8 protein-coding genes are annotated in these 14,844 nt (G+C 64.0%); 4 read left to right on the top strand and 4 right to left on the bottom strand.

The window, feature by feature from the left end:
- The first annotated feature begins 5 nt into the window (after window positions 1-5).
- Window positions 6-734 carry a leucyl/phenylalanyl-tRNA--protein transferase gene (gene aat / locus J8F10_RS22345; RefSeq protein WP_210657594.1) on the top strand — a complete coding sequence of 243 codons (729 nt, stop codon included), beginning with the start codon at window positions 6-8 and terminating at the stop codon, window positions 732-734.
- Window positions 735-748: 14 nt separating this feature from the next.
- Here aat and J8F10_RS22340 read toward each other — a convergent pair whose 3' ends face one another.
- The 4 genes from J8F10_RS22340 to J8F10_RS22325 form a co-directional block, all read right to left on the bottom strand.
- Complete coding sequence (locus J8F10_RS22340; protein WP_210657592.1) at window positions 749-1,597, bottom strand: alpha/beta hydrolase family esterase; 849 nt, start codon at window positions 1,595-1,597, stop codon at window positions 749-751.
- Between the two features lie 203 nt (window positions 1,598-1,800).
- The gene (locus J8F10_RS22335) at window positions 1,801-2,199 is read right to left on the bottom strand and encodes a virulence factor (RefSeq protein ID WP_246523492.1); all 399 of its coding nucleotides are present in this window, start codon (window positions 2,197-2,199) and stop codon (window positions 1,801-1,803) included.
- A gap of 32 nt (window positions 2,200-2,231) precedes the next feature.
- Window positions 2,232-2,684: a hypothetical protein gene (locus J8F10_RS22330; protein ID WP_210657590.1), complete on the bottom strand. Its 453-nt coding sequence runs from the start codon at window positions 2,682-2,684 to the stop codon at window positions 2,232-2,234.
- Between the two features lie 173 nt (window positions 2,685-2,857).
- Complete coding sequence (locus tag J8F10_RS22325; RefSeq protein WP_210657588.1) at window positions 2,858-6,787, bottom strand: hypothetical protein; 3,930 nt, start codon at window positions 6,785-6,787, stop codon at window positions 2,858-2,860.
- Between the two features lie 279 nt (window positions 6,788-7,066).
- Between J8F10_RS22325 and J8F10_RS22320 the strand changes: the two genes are divergently transcribed.
- The 3 genes from J8F10_RS22320 to J8F10_RS22310 all read left to right on the top strand — a co-directional run bounded on the left by J8F10_RS22320 (window position 7,067) and on the right by J8F10_RS22310 (window position 14,811).
- Window positions 7,067-8,428: a sensor histidine kinase gene (locus J8F10_RS22320; protein ID WP_210657587.1), complete on the top strand. Its 1,362-nt coding sequence runs from the start codon at window positions 7,067-7,069 to the stop codon at window positions 8,426-8,428.
- Window positions 8,429-9,037: 609 nt separating this feature from the next.
- Window positions 9,038-10,204 carry an ROK family transcriptional regulator gene (locus J8F10_RS22315; RefSeq protein WP_210657585.1) on the top strand — a complete coding sequence of 389 codons (1,167 nt, stop codon included), beginning with the start codon at window positions 9,038-9,040 and terminating at the stop codon, window positions 10,202-10,204.
- A 206-nt stretch (window positions 10,205-10,410) separates the two neighbouring features.
- Window positions 10,411-14,811 (top strand): PVC-type heme-binding CxxCH protein, encoded by a 4,401-nt coding sequence (locus J8F10_RS22310; protein WP_210657583.1) that lies wholly within the window; start codon window positions 10,411-10,413, stop codon window positions 14,809-14,811.
- The last annotated feature ends 33 nt before the right edge of the window (window positions 14,812-14,844 follow it).

Below are 14,844 nucleotides of genomic sequence, written 5' to 3'. Positions count from 1 at the left end.
GTTCTGTGAGCGGCATTTGGGGGAACCGTGACGTGCCGTGGATTCCGCCCGAGTTGGCGGAACCGGACGGCTTCGTGGGCGTGGGCGGCGACCTGCGCCCGCCCACACTGCTGCGCGCCTACGCCGACGGCGTGTTCCCGTGGTTCAACGAGGGCGACCCGATCCTGTGGTGGTCGCCGGACCCGCGCGGCGTCATCGATCTTCACGTCGATTCCCGCACGCACCCGGACGCCACGCCCGGGTACGGCGGGCTCCACGTCTCGCGCCGGCTCGCGCGGACCATTCGTTCGGGGAAGTTCCGCGTCACGGTGAACCAGTGCTTCGAGACGGTGATGCGGGCGTGCGGCGAGTGCCGACCCGAGGGCACCTGGGTGACGAGCGACATGCTCGCGGGCTACGCGGAACTGCACCGCTTGGGTCACGCTCACAGCCTGGAAACGTGGGTGAAGGCCGAGAGCGAGGGGCCGGACGTGTGGGAGCTCGCCGGCGGGACTTACGGCGTGAGCATCGGCGGGCTGTTCGCGGCGGAATCGATGTTCTACCGCGTCACCGACGGGTCGAAAGTCGCGCTCGCGGCCCTTGTGTCGCGTTTGCGCGAGCGCGGGTTCACGCTACTCGATGTGCAGATGAAGACGGATCACACGAGCACGATGGGCGCGAGCGAGATCTCGCGGAGCGAGTACCTGAAACGCCTACGCCAAGCCATTGGCATGAGCGGCGTGCGCTTTGTGTGAGCCAACAACGCCGTTCACTTCCGTGCGTGATCCTTGAAGAACTGAACGATCCGTTCGGGGGCGCCCTCTGGAATCCCGTGATTGCCCGGGTGAATGAAGGTCACGACGGGCGGTCCCTTCGAGGAACTGTACTCGGTACACCACTTGCCAGCGGGCTTCCCCTCCGCGTCACAGCCGTTCAACTTGCGCACCTGCTCCATCGTCTTTTCCTGAGACGCGAACGAAACGATTCGGTCCTTCTCTCCGGCGACGTGCAACACGGGTAGCGGTTTCTGATTCTTGAAATCGCGTGGCGACACCGTGGCCGCGACGGGCGCGACCGCGGCCAGTTTATCGGGCCGCGCCGCACACAGTACGTAGGTGAAGAACCCGCCGTTCGAGTGCCCGGCGACGTAAACGCGATTCTCGTCGATCTGGTACTCTGCGATGAGCGTTTTGAGCATCACGTCAAAGAACTCGAGGTCGCGGTCCTTCTGATCGCCGATGTACTTTTGCCACCCGGAGAACTTGCCATCGGGGTCCAGAGCCGGAACCGGCGTTGGCAATCCCTGGGGATAAATGGATATGGCCTCGGGCCAGTGTTTGTGGAACGCGAAGTTTCGGGACGACAGCTCGGCCTTCCCGCCGTGCCCGTGGAACGCGAACACGAGGGGGTGCTTCTTGTCGGTTGTCGGCGGAGCGTAAACCAGCGCTTCGCGGGTGACGTCGCCGACCTTCCAGGTCACTCTCTTCAGCTTGGACGCATCGGCCTTATCGTCACTGGCTTTGTTCTTGCCAATGACGCCGATCGGCGGCTGCGCCGCAACCGTTCCGGCAACGAGTCCACCGACGACGAGCAATAGACCGATGCCACGAACGGTCATAAGGAACCCCTCAGATTGCCGAAGAATCCGCGCGGAGTGGCGGATCGTGGGCACCACTACAACCCGCCAGTGGCCGAGGAGTTACAAGGTAAATTGCGAACCCGAAAACAGGCGCCGTGTATTAAGGACTACCGGACAAAACCCTGGCCATCATCGAAAATCGCTGGAAGACAGCAGGTAGGCAGGGGTTTTGTCCGGTAGTCCTAAGCCTCTTGCTCGCCGCCGGTCATGCCCGCGACCCGTTGAACCACGGGCATGAGATCATTCAATTCCTCGATTCGCAGCATTCGGATGTCACGAACGGACGCAGCGAACCACGGTAGTTGCGTCGCCAAGTCGATCACCGCGACCATGACCGTTGCTGCCGAAACCGCAGGGCCGCCGAAGTACATGCTGCCCTGTTGCCACTGGAACTGGTGCCGCTCCAGCACTCTGCGAATTTCGAGATAGGCGTTGTTGTACGGGTCGCCGAAATGAATCCGCAGTTGCTCGATATCCATGTCGAAGGCGATCGCGTACACAGTGCCCTCCCGCTTGAACGAGGCCGGAAGACCGTGCCGGAGTGAACCAGCGCGGGCATTTCTGACTGCGGCAATCGTCATGACGAATCTCGAATGGGTTTGCTGTTGTTATTTTATTTGAACCGCAACAGGAGCGCGACGATGCCGCTGACAAGGGTCACCACAACGACGCCAGTTTCGAGCATGAGCTTGATTCGTTGAACCCGCTCGGTTCGGTCGGTTGAGGTTGTTGATGCCGGGCTTGATGGAGCTGGCGGCGAAGCAGGCGTTGATGGATTCTGCGGTTCGCCAAAAGTGGCCCGTGTTGCGGGCGCCGTTTTTAATTGTCCATCCGAAGCCATCGAAGTTCGACACCAACCGCTTGGCGTATTAACAATGTGGCCCCGCTTTTTGAGTGTATTCAAGTGGGAACTCACCGCGCCGCGCTCTGGAAGTCCGCGCCGGCGAATTTCTTCTTCAATCTCGCGTATGGACATCGGGCGGCTTGCATCTATAAGCACGATGTCTATGGAGGAGGCTCCGGTATTGGAGACGGTGCCCCAAACCGTATAAGCGCGGGTGTCCATGGAGCCCCCAACATGCCACTCGTATCAATGGCGTCGCACTTGCATTAAATAATCGTGCCAGCCGCGCTTGGCGTACCTGAACTATCAGGCCAAAAAATTAAGCAGCTAGTCGGTTCCAAGAAACTCGCCACCAAAACGCTAGCGCGAAGCCTAAACTTTCCCGACGTCCTTCCTTACTCCCCCAATCCCTTGTCCCATTCGTCCATTTGGCGCTCGAGTTCCTCGAACGTTAGGCCGCTCGGGGGGGCGGTCGGCGAATCCGTGGTGCGGTCGCGCGTTTGACGCAGAGCGTCCTCCAACCGCCGTACCCAGGTGGGCACATCGAGGCCCACGCCGCTCACGATCGCTTCGAGCGGTTCGAGCGCGGTTTGCAGCCGAACGAATGCGGGGTTGCCTTCTGACAGACCGCTCCGTGCGGCTTCGGCCGCGGCCGCAACTTGCGCTGCGGCGCGGTCGATCTCCAGGGGGCGCGTGAAGCGCTCTTCGAGGCGGTCCCGCACGGTGCGCAGTTTCACACCGTACCGTGCTTCGCGCTCGTTCAGTTCGTTCAGTAGCTCGTCGGCTAGCTCCACAGTCTTCTCGGCAATGAAGGTGCGCCAGCGGGCCGCGAGCGCCTCGTACCCGCGCTGACACAAAGCTTCGTGTGCGAGCGCGAGGGGGCGCATCCGCCACGCGAAACGATCGTACCGCACTTTGAGGCGCAGAATGTCCAGCAGGATGTGGATGTTCTCGCCGTAGTCGGATTGTGTCGTCGTCGTATTGTAGTCGCGGTACTCGTCGTAATGCTCGATGAGCGCCTGGAGCACCACTTCCGCACTGCGGGCGATCCGGGTGCGGTCGAGCGTGCCGGCGTCCCAATCGGAGACGAGCTTCGGGCGCTTGGTGCCGTTCTCGCCGTTTTCGATCTCGTGATCGAGCCACGCCGACACGCCGCGGGCCAGGATGCCGCGCATGTTCGACAGCCCGAGGAACGGCACCGTGAACAGGTCGCTGCCGTACTTGGTCACGAAGCCCTTCACGGGTTCCCAGTCGTCGTCGTCACTGACGGTTTCCAGCACCGAGAGTCGCAACGATTGACTGTGCTGGTGCCACAAGTTCTGGAACTCGGTGGCGATCTTGAAGAGCGCGTCCGCGAGCGGGCCTTCTTCGCCGGTCGCGTTTTCGTCCCACATCGAAGCGGCAGCCAGAAGCGTTTCGACGACCCCCGTGAGCGCGGTGCGGAACAGTTGGTCGAAGCTGCTCACGCGCCGGCCTTCGGGCGGGTTGTTCCACTCCATTTGCCGCGCGAGTTTCGTGAGCTGGAACGTCTCGCGCAACAATCCGAGGCGCGGGAGCCGCGTTACGAGGTCTTCGAGCACCCCCAGGGCGGTTTGCGCGGTCAGGACTTCGCGCGGCTTCCCACCATCCGACGGCGGGCAATACAGGAGCGGTTCGCGCCGGAAGTGCGTGATGAATCCGGGGAGCAGCGTGCGCACGCCCGGGCCGTCGCCGCGCCCGATCGCGCGCTCAATGCGCACGAGGAGCGACTCCCACGCGGGCGGGCGGTTCTGCTCGTCCCCGGAGGACGAGGGGCGCGGGCCGCTCGGTAACTCCGGCCCCGGCGAGCGTACCGCGGCGAGCGCGAACGTCGCCCGGCGCACGTCCACACACGCCGCCACGCCGAGATCGAGTAAATGGCCCTTGATCGCGCGCCGGCGGTCGAACTCGATCATCCCCTCGTGCCCGCCGGACGGGTCGGGAACCGAGATTTCGGTGAGGCGGTCGAGGAACAGGCCGAGTGAATCGTTCGCGCGCCGGGCGGCGGTGAGCCACACGGCCAGGGTCGTGTCGCGGGTTGAGTCGTTGGGCGCCCACACGTCCGGGCGCGCGGCGAGGCGCCACAATTTCGCGATCGCGTGCAGGAACCCGAGCCGGTCTTCGATCGCGTCCGCCTGCGCTTCCAGTTGGAACTCGCCGATCGGCGCGGGCGGGTCGCCCGCGATCGAACCCTCCACGCCGTCGTCGGTCGAATCCTTGTACGTCATCCCCTCGTATGCGGACGCGAACTCACCGTCTTCCTCGTTTTCGTTGCGCTCGCGCGGTTCGCTCAGCCACTCGTGCGGCGTGTGCCAGTCCTCGCTCGCGTTGGCCTCGAGCATCTCGAAGAACCGGCGCAGGAGCGGCGCGCGTTCGCTGACCGGTTCGGACGCGCTCGTTCCGCGGAGCCAGCGCTCGGCCAGCGCCTCGAACGACGCCCCGGGCTCGTCGAGTGGGACCGTGTCGCTCTCGGAGAGCCACGTCATGAGCAGGCCCATCGCGGCCCGCCATTCGCGGCGCTCGATGAGCGGTTCGATCACCTGTGCGAACGCGGCCGGGCTGGTGAACCCCTCGCGGTGCTGCCGCCAGAACGCGATGTCGTTCGAGTTCGGTTGCCTCAGTGCCCACGCCGCAAGCGCGTCGGCCACGTGCTCGGCCGCGTCCGTGCGCTCGCCGCCGACGATGCGCGGCATGTCGTTCACGGTCGAGGTCGCGAACTTGTCCCACCACGCCGCGAAGTCCCGCATGTGCGCGGTGAGGCGCTCGCGCGTGGCGCCGTCACTGGCTACGGCCGCGGACGCACTGCTGCGGGCGTACAGATCGAGTTGCCGGCCCGCAATGTGGATGAGTTCCTCCGCACGCGGGTCGCGCACGGTGTCTTCCCGACCGGGGAAGATCGGGAACAAACCCTGATAGCCGAGGATGTTCCACGGGTCGATGAGCGCGCCGCAATCGATTCCGCGGCGCAGCAGGTCTTCGACTTCCGCCAGGAGCGGTGCGGCATCGGCCGGGCGCCCGCGATCGGCCGCGAAGCCCGCTTCCGTTTGCCGAATGCGGATCTCGGTCCCGAACCGTACCGCGGGCGCATCGATCTTGGCCGATTGGTCGCGTGCGGCCGTGGGGTACCCCATTGCGGCGTAGAACTGCGCGAGCCTGCGGTCCTGAAGGTGCGAGGCGCGCTGCGTCGAGATCGCTTGGTTGAGGAATTGCCGCACGCCCGCGAACGGCTGTTTCCGCTTCTCGGCCTCGGCGCGCAATCGCTCGCCGTGCGCCCCTGGTAATTGCTTCAAGAGGCGCTGGTAGAAGGCATCGCGGTACCGGGCGATGCGCGGAACGAGTTTCGAGAGCGTGACGGTGGAGTCGTGGAAGTTCGGCCCAGCTCCGCTCACCCCGGCGCCCATCAGAATGGTACCCGCGAGCACCGCGGCGGCTTCAAAGAGGCGCTCGCTCTTCTCCGATCCCCCGGGCGCTGGGGCGCCGGACTCGCCGGGCAGCACCCACGTCAGGAGCGTGTCGAGCGTCATTTGCCGCAGCACGAACCGGCGGAAGTAGCCGGCGTTGTCGATGGTGTGCGGGTCCCACTCTCCGAACAGCACGTTCGGGCGCTTGTTCACCGGGTGGAAGTGGTCGTGTGCCCGCGGATCGAACGCGAGTTCGTCGAGCTTCCCCGGCTCGAAACTGGCTTCTTCCAGAAGCGCGGACTCGGTCTCTTCGAGTAACTTGAGCGCGGGCCGGACGATGTCGGCGTAGATCCCGGGCGAAACCCCAGCGCCGGCGATCGCGAGTGGCACCGGCCGAACTTTCTCGTGTGTGTAGAACTCGGTGTTGGGGCGCGTTTCGAGCACCGCGATCGGCCGGTAGCCGACGTAATCGTTCAGCAGGTTCAGCCCGCCGGTTACGAGCCGAACCGCGTCCCACGGTTGGCCGACTCTCAGCACCGCTTCGCAACAGCGCGCGAGGAAGAACGGGCCGAAGAGTGCGGAATCGGGCTGGTGCGCGAGCTGGTCGGAGTGGTGCGCGCGGTACGCGCCCGGGAGCCGCACGAGGGCCGCGTCGAGCACCGCGCGAACTTGGGTCGTGTCGCGGAACGCACCCGCGCCGGCCGCCACCAGGCCACTTAACTCGTGCTGGAGCCACAACGAGAGCGTGCGCCAGGGGAGCGGGTCGCCGCTTTCGAGCAGGTGCGCGCAGGCGTCCGCCAACCCCTTCTGGAACCGCGGGTCCGGCCGCCCGTCCGAGAAATTGAGGTAACCGAGCAGTTTGGCCGGGTCGGTTTTGCGGGACAGTTCGTGGAAGATGCCGTCCATCCGCCGTCCGTTCCTTACTCGTTCGCGCCGGGTAACCGTTTCAGCGCCTCTACCAGCATAAAACAACATCGCCGGGTGAGAAAGCCCCGATGCGCCAATGCGGTCGCGTTTATGGAGATCGCAGCTCATTCTACACACTGCGCGAACTGCGAAAGAAGAACAGTATTCGCGCGGGCGCACGGGGCGAACGGATTCCGAAGAATGACCGTGTTTGGCTCAGGTTTCGTTCCGTTCATCCGCGCGAATACCCATTAAGTGTCTTCGTAGCTGACCACACTCATGCGATTGTCCCTCCGATACCGGTTGCTCCTTCCGTTCGTGCTCCTCTTATTGGGGGACGCGGTGGTGACCGGGTGGGCCGCGTCCATCGCGGCACGCGGAGCGGAACAGCGCCTCGCGACGCAACAGTGGGCTGTCGCGCACACGCTCACCGAACCGCCGTTCTTTCCGCTCACGGAACCCGTTCTCAAGAAGATGCAAAAGCTGTCGGGGGCGGAATTTCTCTTCGTTCACCCGACCGTACCGTCCGAATCGACGTTCGCCGACCCGAAGCCGAAGCCGCCCACCGACGTGCCCACCGCGACTCTGCCCGAAGTGGGCGAACCGCACACACTCGGCCCACCGGTCGTGATCGCGGGGCAGGAGTACCGATGCTTGCGCCTGCCGTTGTCGCCCAAGCACCCGAACCAGGGCGGGAGCCTGTACATCTTCTACCCCGAATCGCTGCGCCGAACGGCCGTGGCCGATGCGGTTCGGCCGCTCATCATCCTCGGCGGCGCGGGCGTGTTCGCGGTGATCCTGGCGTTCGCGTTCGGCTCGGGGCTCGTGCGCCGCGTGCGCGATCTCGATGCTCGCACGCGACTCATCGCGGCCGGCGATTTTCGACCCATGCCCGTGACCGGCGGCGACGACGAATTCCGCGACCTGTGCGAAGCCGTCAACGAGATGGCTCGGCGCCTCGCCGCGTTCCAGGACGAACTCCAGCGCACCGAGCGGCTCCAAGTGCTCGGGCAGTTCTCCGGCGGCTTGGCGCACCAGCTTCGCAACGCGGCCGCCGGTGCGAAACTCGCGGTGGAACTGTTCCTTGCAGAGAATCCGTCGGCGGACCCCGAGCCACTGCAAGTGGCGCTGCGACAACTCGCGCGCATTGAATCGAATTTGCGCCAGTTCCTTGCACTCGGTAAGCCGCCAATCGGCGTGCATGAACCGTGCGATCTCGCGAAGCTCATCGGCCAATCCGTCAGTTTGCTGAAGCCGCAGTGCCAGCACGCGGGGACACCCGTGATCTGGGCGCCGCCGGTCGAAAGCACGGTGATCGTCGGCGACTCGACGCAACTCTCGCACCTCCTCGGCAACGTGATCGGTAATGCGGTCGAAGCGGCCGGCCCCGGGGGGGAGGTTCGCGTTCGGTTGACCGCGACGCAAATCGGCGCTTCGGTCGAAGTCAGCGACACCGGTCCCGGCCCCCCTCCGGCAATCGCAGACAAGCTGTTCGACCCGTTCGTGACCGGTAAGGATCAGGGCATCGGGTTGGGACTTGCGGTCGCGAAGCAAGCGGTCGATGCCCACGCCGGGCGCATCGCTTGGGAGCGACGAGAAGGCCGCACCGTGTTCACGATCGAACTACCACGAGGAGCGTAAATCGGCGATCGTTCCGAGCGGTGCAGGGGCGCGGCTAACATTTGCTAACATTTTCGCCCCTCGGACCCGAATCGTTCATTTCCCAGGCGAAACGCAACAGGTGCGGCTAACATCCGCTAACAATTGGGGGCGCCAATCGGCTCCGCGTACCCATTTCTGCGACCTCTCAATCGCTAGCGCAAGGGCGTTCACACCGAATGGTACCACACCGCTAAATTTATACAATAGAACACTGGTATGATTTCGGTCGGGCGTGTTGGTACTCAATGGCCCGGTGGGGTGAAACGCATTTGGCGAACGGCCGGTGTAAGCCGGCCGGTGAGGGGCGGGGTGAGTGCCGCAGCGATAGCGATGGGTGAGCCGGATTTGGTGCTGCTCTCACCGGCCGGCTTACACCGGCCGTTCGCCCAGGAAGTGCCAGTCGGCTCGCACCAGCCATTCGCAAATGCCGGCGATTTCAACAGAGATTCTCGGTCCAAACCAGCGCGCAAACAACACCCACCAATGAGCGCATCTCGAGTTTCTAAATTCGATTTACTAAAACTGCTTTACAAAACGGATCGCGCCGCTTATTCTGTCATTTCACACCGCCAAGACAGGATGCGCTTGATGTCCGCGATCACCACCATTCGGCCGGCGCTGGTCGGGAAACTGAACGAGCGACAGGTGCTGCGGGTGATTCAGTCGCGCGGCGCACTTTCGCGCGCGGAAGTGGCGCGCGAAAGTGGTCTGAGTGCGCCTACCGTATCGAAGGCGGTTGCATCTTTAATAAAGGCCGGGTTGCTCGAAGAGGCCGACGCGACCGAACTCGCCCGTGGGCGCCCCGCCCCCAAGCTCCGGCTCGCAACCACGTCCGCACAAGTGCTCGGCGTGACGATTGATGTGGGGCACTGCGAGGTCGCTTCTGCCGGCCTGGACGGTTCGCTCCACGACGATGCCCTGACCGTTCCCACCCCCGCAACGTATCCCGAACTTCTCCGTGCATTAGAGAGTGCAGCGAAAAAACTCATCGCGCGCCCCGGCATCACCACGCTCGGCCTGGGCGTGAGCCTGCCCGGGCTGGTGGACTACCGCAAAGGGTGCGGGGTGCTGTCGCCGAACGTGCCGATCACGAACGGCCACTGCCCGGCCACGGACCTCGCCAAACGGCTCGGCGTCGAGTGCGCGCTGCTCCAGGAATCGCACGCGCTGTGCCTCGCGGAGCGGCACTACGGGCTGGCGAAGGGCATGGACGATTTCGCGCTTTTGGACGTTGGCGCGGGCGTCGGATTGGGCATCATGAGTGGTGGGCGCTTGCTGAAGGGGCGCTCGGGGCTGGCCGGCGAAATCGGGCACTTCACGGCGGTGTCCGAGGGCGGTCGGCGCTGCGGGTGCGGCAACACCGGGTGCCTCGAAACGGTCGCCAGTGACTCCGCACTCGCGTGGCTCGCCAGCAAGAAACTCGGGCGCACGATCGCCGTGGACGAAGTGGTCGAACTCGCGAAATCCGGCTCGGTTGATCTGCGTGCGGAACTGCGTGAGGTCGCGGGGTTCGTTGCGGTCGGCGTCGCCGCCGTGATTAACCTGTTCAACCCCGCGACCGTATTCATTCACACGCCGCTGTTCGAGATCGACGCGGCACTGTTCGACTTGGTCGTGTCGAAGGCCCGCGAGCGGGCGCTCCCGCCGTCGTTCGCGGATTGCAATATCGTGCGAGCGAAGGGCAGCAAACAACAGGGTGCCGTCGCGGGCATCATCCAGCACTTAACGGACGCCGTGGCCCCAGAACTGGTGTGAAGACGGAAGATCAAGAGTAGCCGCAGATAAACGCAGATAAACGCAGATCAAACAGAAGACGAATCAGGAGAAGAGGTTTTGGACCGAACCGCGGGGTGATTGGGTGTGCTCCTGTCTCATCCCGGTATTCAGTTAAACTAATCGTTTTCTGATCCTGTTTTCATCTGCGTTTTCTGCGGCTGATTTCTCACCGCTTGGAGCAGCCCATGCGATTCCTACTCTCCCTGATCGCGCTTGCCTTTGGCGCGACCGCGTTCGCGCAACCGGACAAGGCGCCACCGAAACTCAAGGTGCTGTTCCTCGGCGATGCGGCCGGGCACCGGCCCGCGGACCGCTTCAAACAATTGCAGCCGGTGCTCGCGAAGCGCGGCATCGACCTGACGTACACCGACAAACTCGACGACCTCAACGCGAAGACGCTCGCGGGTTACGACGCGCTGATGATTTACGCCAACCACACCAAGATCAGCGCGGATCAGGAGACGGCACTGCTGGAGTTCGTGGAGAGCGGGAAGGGGTTCGTGCCGGTCCACTGCGCGAGCTACTGCTTCCTCAACTCGCCGAAGTACATCGATCTGGTCGGCGCGCAGTTCCGCAGCCACGGCACGGGCACGTTCCGCACGGAAACCGTGAAGGCCGATCACGCGATCATGAAGGGTTTCAAGAGCTTTTCGAGTTGGGACGAGACCTACGTCCACACCAAGCACAACGAAAAGGGCCGCACGGTCTTGGAAGTCCGCGCGGAGGGCGAGTTGAAGGAGCCGTGGACGTGGGTCCGCGAGCAGGGCAAGGCGCGCGTGTTCTACACCGCGTGGGGGCACGACCAGCGCACCTGGAGCCACCCCGGGTTCCACAACCTGCTCGAGCGCGGCGTCCGCTGGTCCGTGGGACAAGACCCGGCGCTCGCGGGCACTTACGTCGAGCCGCTCAGTTTCGATAAGCCCGAGATGACGAAGATCGCGAAGGACGTGAAGCCGTTCGAGTACGTTGACGCAAAAGTACCGTTCTACCCGGCCCGCGGTGGGAACCGCGAACCGCTGACGAAGATGCAGAAGCCGCTCTCCGTGGATGAGAGCATGAAGCACATCAGCACGCCTGTGGACTTCCAGTTAAAGGTGTTCGTCACGGAGAAGGAACTCGGCGGCAAGCCGATCGCGATGGCCTGGGACGAACAGGGGCGGCTGTTCGTGTCGATTACCGTGGACTACCCGAACGAAATGCAGCCCGCGGGCCAGGGCCGCGACAAGATCGTGATGTGCGAAGACACGGACGGCGACGGCACGTGCGACAAGGTCACGACGTTCGCGGACAAGATCAGCATCGCGTCGAGCGTGCTGCCCTACGCGGGCGGGCTGATCGTTCACCAGGCGCCGGTCACGCTGTTCCTGAAGGACACCGACGGCGACGGCAAGGCCGATATCCGCCAGGAACTGTTCCGCGGGTGGAGCACCGGCGACACGCACGCGGGGCCGAGCAACCTGCACTATGGTTTTGATAACTGGGTGTACGGCTCGGTCGGCTACGCCGGCTTCGTGGGCACGGTTGGCGGGGAGCGCCAGAACTTCCGCCAGGGGTTCTACCGCTTCAAGGTCGAAGCGAACCCCGACGGCAAAGCGACCGAACCGCTGAAGGTCACGAAGCTCGAATTCCTCCGTAGCACGAGCAACAACACCTGGGGGCTGTGCTTCGACGAGAACGGCGAACTGTTCGGCAGCACCGCGAACGGGTGCCCGTTCGTTCACATGCCGATCCCGAACCGCTACTACGAGAAAGTGAAGGGCCTCGCGCCGACGGTGCTGCAAAACATCGCCGCCGACAACCACATCGAGCCGATCACCGATAAGGTCCGGCAGGTGGACTTCCACGGCGGGTTCACGGCCGCGTCGAACATCTCGATCTACACGGCCCGCACGTACCCGCGCGAATACTGGAACCGCACCGCGTTCATCTCGGAACCGACGGGGCACCTCACGGCGACTATGACTGTCGAGCCGACCGGCACGAGTTTCCGGTCGAAGTACGGCTGGAACCTCGTCGCCAGTGACGACGAGTGGTGCGCGCCGATTGATGCGCAGGTCGGCCCGGACGGTCATATGTGGGTGATCGACTGGTACGCCTTCATCGTGCAGCACAACCCGACGCCCGCCGGCTTCAAGAACGGTAGGGGTAACGCCTACGAAACAGAACTGCGAGACAAAACGCACGGCCGCATCTACCGCGTCGTCTACACGAAGGCGAAAGAGGAGAAACCGTTCACGCTGAAGGGCGCCACGCCCGAAAAACTGGTCGAAGCGCTGAAGCACCCGAACATGACGTGGCGCCTGCACGCCCAGCGGTTGTTGGTGGAGCGAGGGAAGGATGATGTAGTCCCGGCGCTGACGAAGTTGATCGAGGACAAGACCGTTGACGAAACTGGTCTGAACGCGGGCGCGGTTCATGCGTTGTGGACGCTCGGCAATCTCCCGCTGAAGGAGGAAATCGCCCCGTTACTTCTCGGAGTTAATCACAAGTCGTCTGCGGCTCGTCGCGCCGCGCTCAACGTGTTGCCTCGAAAGATGTTCGATACGGAACGTGCAATCGCAAAACAATTAAGCTGGCTGGAGGAGCGTAACCCGTCCGTTCGACTTGCCGCTGCGATGGCCGCGGCGGAGTTACCCGCGGCCGTCCTACCCCTACCCCACGACGCGCTCGGCTGGGCCCTCGCACACGAGTTGGTTACCGGTCGTGAAAATGACCCGGCCATTACCCAGGCTTTGCTCGCGGCTGCGGCCGGCCGGCCAGGTCGGGTTCTCGCTGTGGCCGTCACCATCGAGAGCAAGCCGCTCGCTCCGACCCCTGCCGGGCTGACCGCGATTGAATTCCTCGCCAAACATTACGCGCTGAGCGGTGGGGATGACGATCTGGCTCAGTTCCTTGTCGCGATCGTTGAATCACCACGCGGTTCGCCAAACATCGTAACTGCCATCTTCACAGGTTTGGCCGCCGGTTGGCCGAATGGTAAAGCCCCGAAACTCTCCGCGGCAACGCTGAAAGCAGTTCCCACGCTTCTGCCGCGGTTGCCCGCCGAGGCGCGAGGGAAGTTTCTTAAACTCGCTTCGACGTGGGGCGTAAAGGGTATCGAGGCCCAACTCGCAGAGGTTACTAAGGCCGCGTTCGCCACACTCGCCGACGCGAACGCGAAGGACGGTGACCGCATCAGCGCCGCGCAGCAGGTCATCGAGTTCCAGCCCACGAGTGACGACGCGGCCAATCAGGTGCTCGCGGCCGTCACGCCGGATGTGTCGCCGGCACTCGCGAGCGGAATCTTTGAAGCGCTTTCGCAATCTAAGGCGAAGGGCATCGGCTCCGCGATCGTCGCGAAGCTGAAGGACCTGCCGCCCGCAGCGCGCCCCGTCGCGCTGCAACTCGTGCTCGCGAAGGCCGATTCCACCAAGACGTTCCTCGACGCGGTCGAGAAGGGGGCACTGCGGTTCGACGCGCTCGCGCTCGACCAGCGCACGGCCCTCGCCTCGCACCCGGACAAGGAGATCGGCGAGCGTGCCCGCAAGTTGCTCGCGCTCGGAGGTGGGTTGCCCAGCCCGGACCGGCAGAAGGTGATCGAGGAACTGAAGTCCGTTCTCGCGAAGACCGGCAACGTGGAGAACGGGAAGAAGATGTTCATCGCCCATTGCTCGAAGTGCCACAAGCACGGCGCCGAGGGGACCGCGATCGGACCCGACCTCACCGGGTTCGGCGTTCACCCGAAGGAAGAACTCGCCATCGCGATCCTCGACCCGTCGCGCAGCGTGGAGGGGAACTTCAAACTGTACCGCGTGACGACGAGCGACGACCGGACCGTTCTCGGCATCCTCGGAGCACAAACCGGCACGACCACCGAAATCATCGACGCCGAGGCCAAGCGCCACGCGCTCGCGAAGGCCGACATCGTGAGCATCAAGGAAACGGACAAGTCGCTCATGCCCGAGGGCTTTGAGAAGATCATGAAGCCGGAGGAACTCACGGACCTGCTGGAGTTCCTGGGGCAGAAGGGGAAATACGTCCCGCTTCCGTTGGACCGGGTGGCGACGATCGTTTCTACGAAGGGGATGTTCTTCGACGAAGAGGACACCACCGGGCGCCTCATCTTCCCGGACTGGAAGCCGAAGACCGTGGGCGAGGTGCCGTTCGTGCTGGTGGACCCGCAAAAGGACAAGGTCAAGAACGTGGTGATGCTCCGCAGTCCCAACGGGGGGCTCCCGCCGAAGATGCCGAAGAGCGTGAGCCTGCCGTTCAACGGTAAGGCGAAGGCGATTCACATCCTCGGTGGGATCGGCGGGTGGGCGGCCCCCTACGACAACGAGAAGACGGTGAGCATGATCGTCCGGCTCACCTACGAGGACGGCAAAACCGAGGACCACGAGCTGAAGAACGCGGTCCACATCGCGGACTACATCCGCAAGGTGGACGTGCCGGAATCCAAGTTCGCGTTCGCCCTCCGGCAACAGCAGGTGCGCTACCTCACGGTGACGACGAAGCGCCCGGACGCGGTCGTGAAGACGATCGAGCTGGTGAAGGGACCGGACCGCACGGCGCCCATCGTGATGGCGATTACCGTGGAAACGCCGTAAGTGCTAAAATGCCGGTATCCGCACCGGGGGTAC

This window comes from Gemmata palustris (assembly GCF_017939745.1).
Taxonomy (GTDB): domain Bacteria; phylum Planctomycetota; class Planctomycetia; order Gemmatales; family Gemmataceae; genus Gemmata; species Gemmata palustris.
This window is presented reverse-complemented; position numbering and strand designations above follow the sequence as displayed.

What these genes read in the sequence shown, in the direction of transcription:
- J8F10_RS22340 (WP_210657592.1), bottom strand. Translation starts at nt 1,597, where the DNA reads ATGACCGTTCGTGGCATCGGTCTATTGCTCGTCGTCGGTGGACTCGTT.
- J8F10_RS22335 (WP_246523492.1), bottom strand. Translation starts at nt 2,199, where the DNA reads ATGACGATTGCCGCAGTCAGAAATGCCCGCGCTGGTTCACTCCGGCAC.
- J8F10_RS22330 (WP_210657590.1), bottom strand. Translation starts at nt 2,684, where the DNA reads ATGGACACCCGCGCTTATACGGTTTGGGGCACCGTCTCCAATACCGGA.
- J8F10_RS22325 (WP_210657588.1), bottom strand. Translation starts at nt 6,787, where the DNA reads ATGGACGGCATCTTCCACGAACTGTCCCGCAAAACCGACCCGGCCAAA.
- J8F10_RS22320 (WP_210657587.1), top strand. Translation starts at nt 7,067, where the DNA reads ATGCGATTGTCCCTCCGATACCGGTTGCTCCTTCCGTTCGTGCTCCTC.
- J8F10_RS22315 (WP_210657585.1), top strand. Translation starts at nt 9,038, where the DNA reads ATGTCCGCGATCACCACCATTCGGCCGGCGCTGGTCGGGAAACTGAAC.
- J8F10_RS22310 (WP_210657583.1), top strand. Translation starts at nt 10,411, where the DNA reads ATGCGATTCCTACTCTCCCTGATCGCGCTTGCCTTTGGCGCGACCGCG.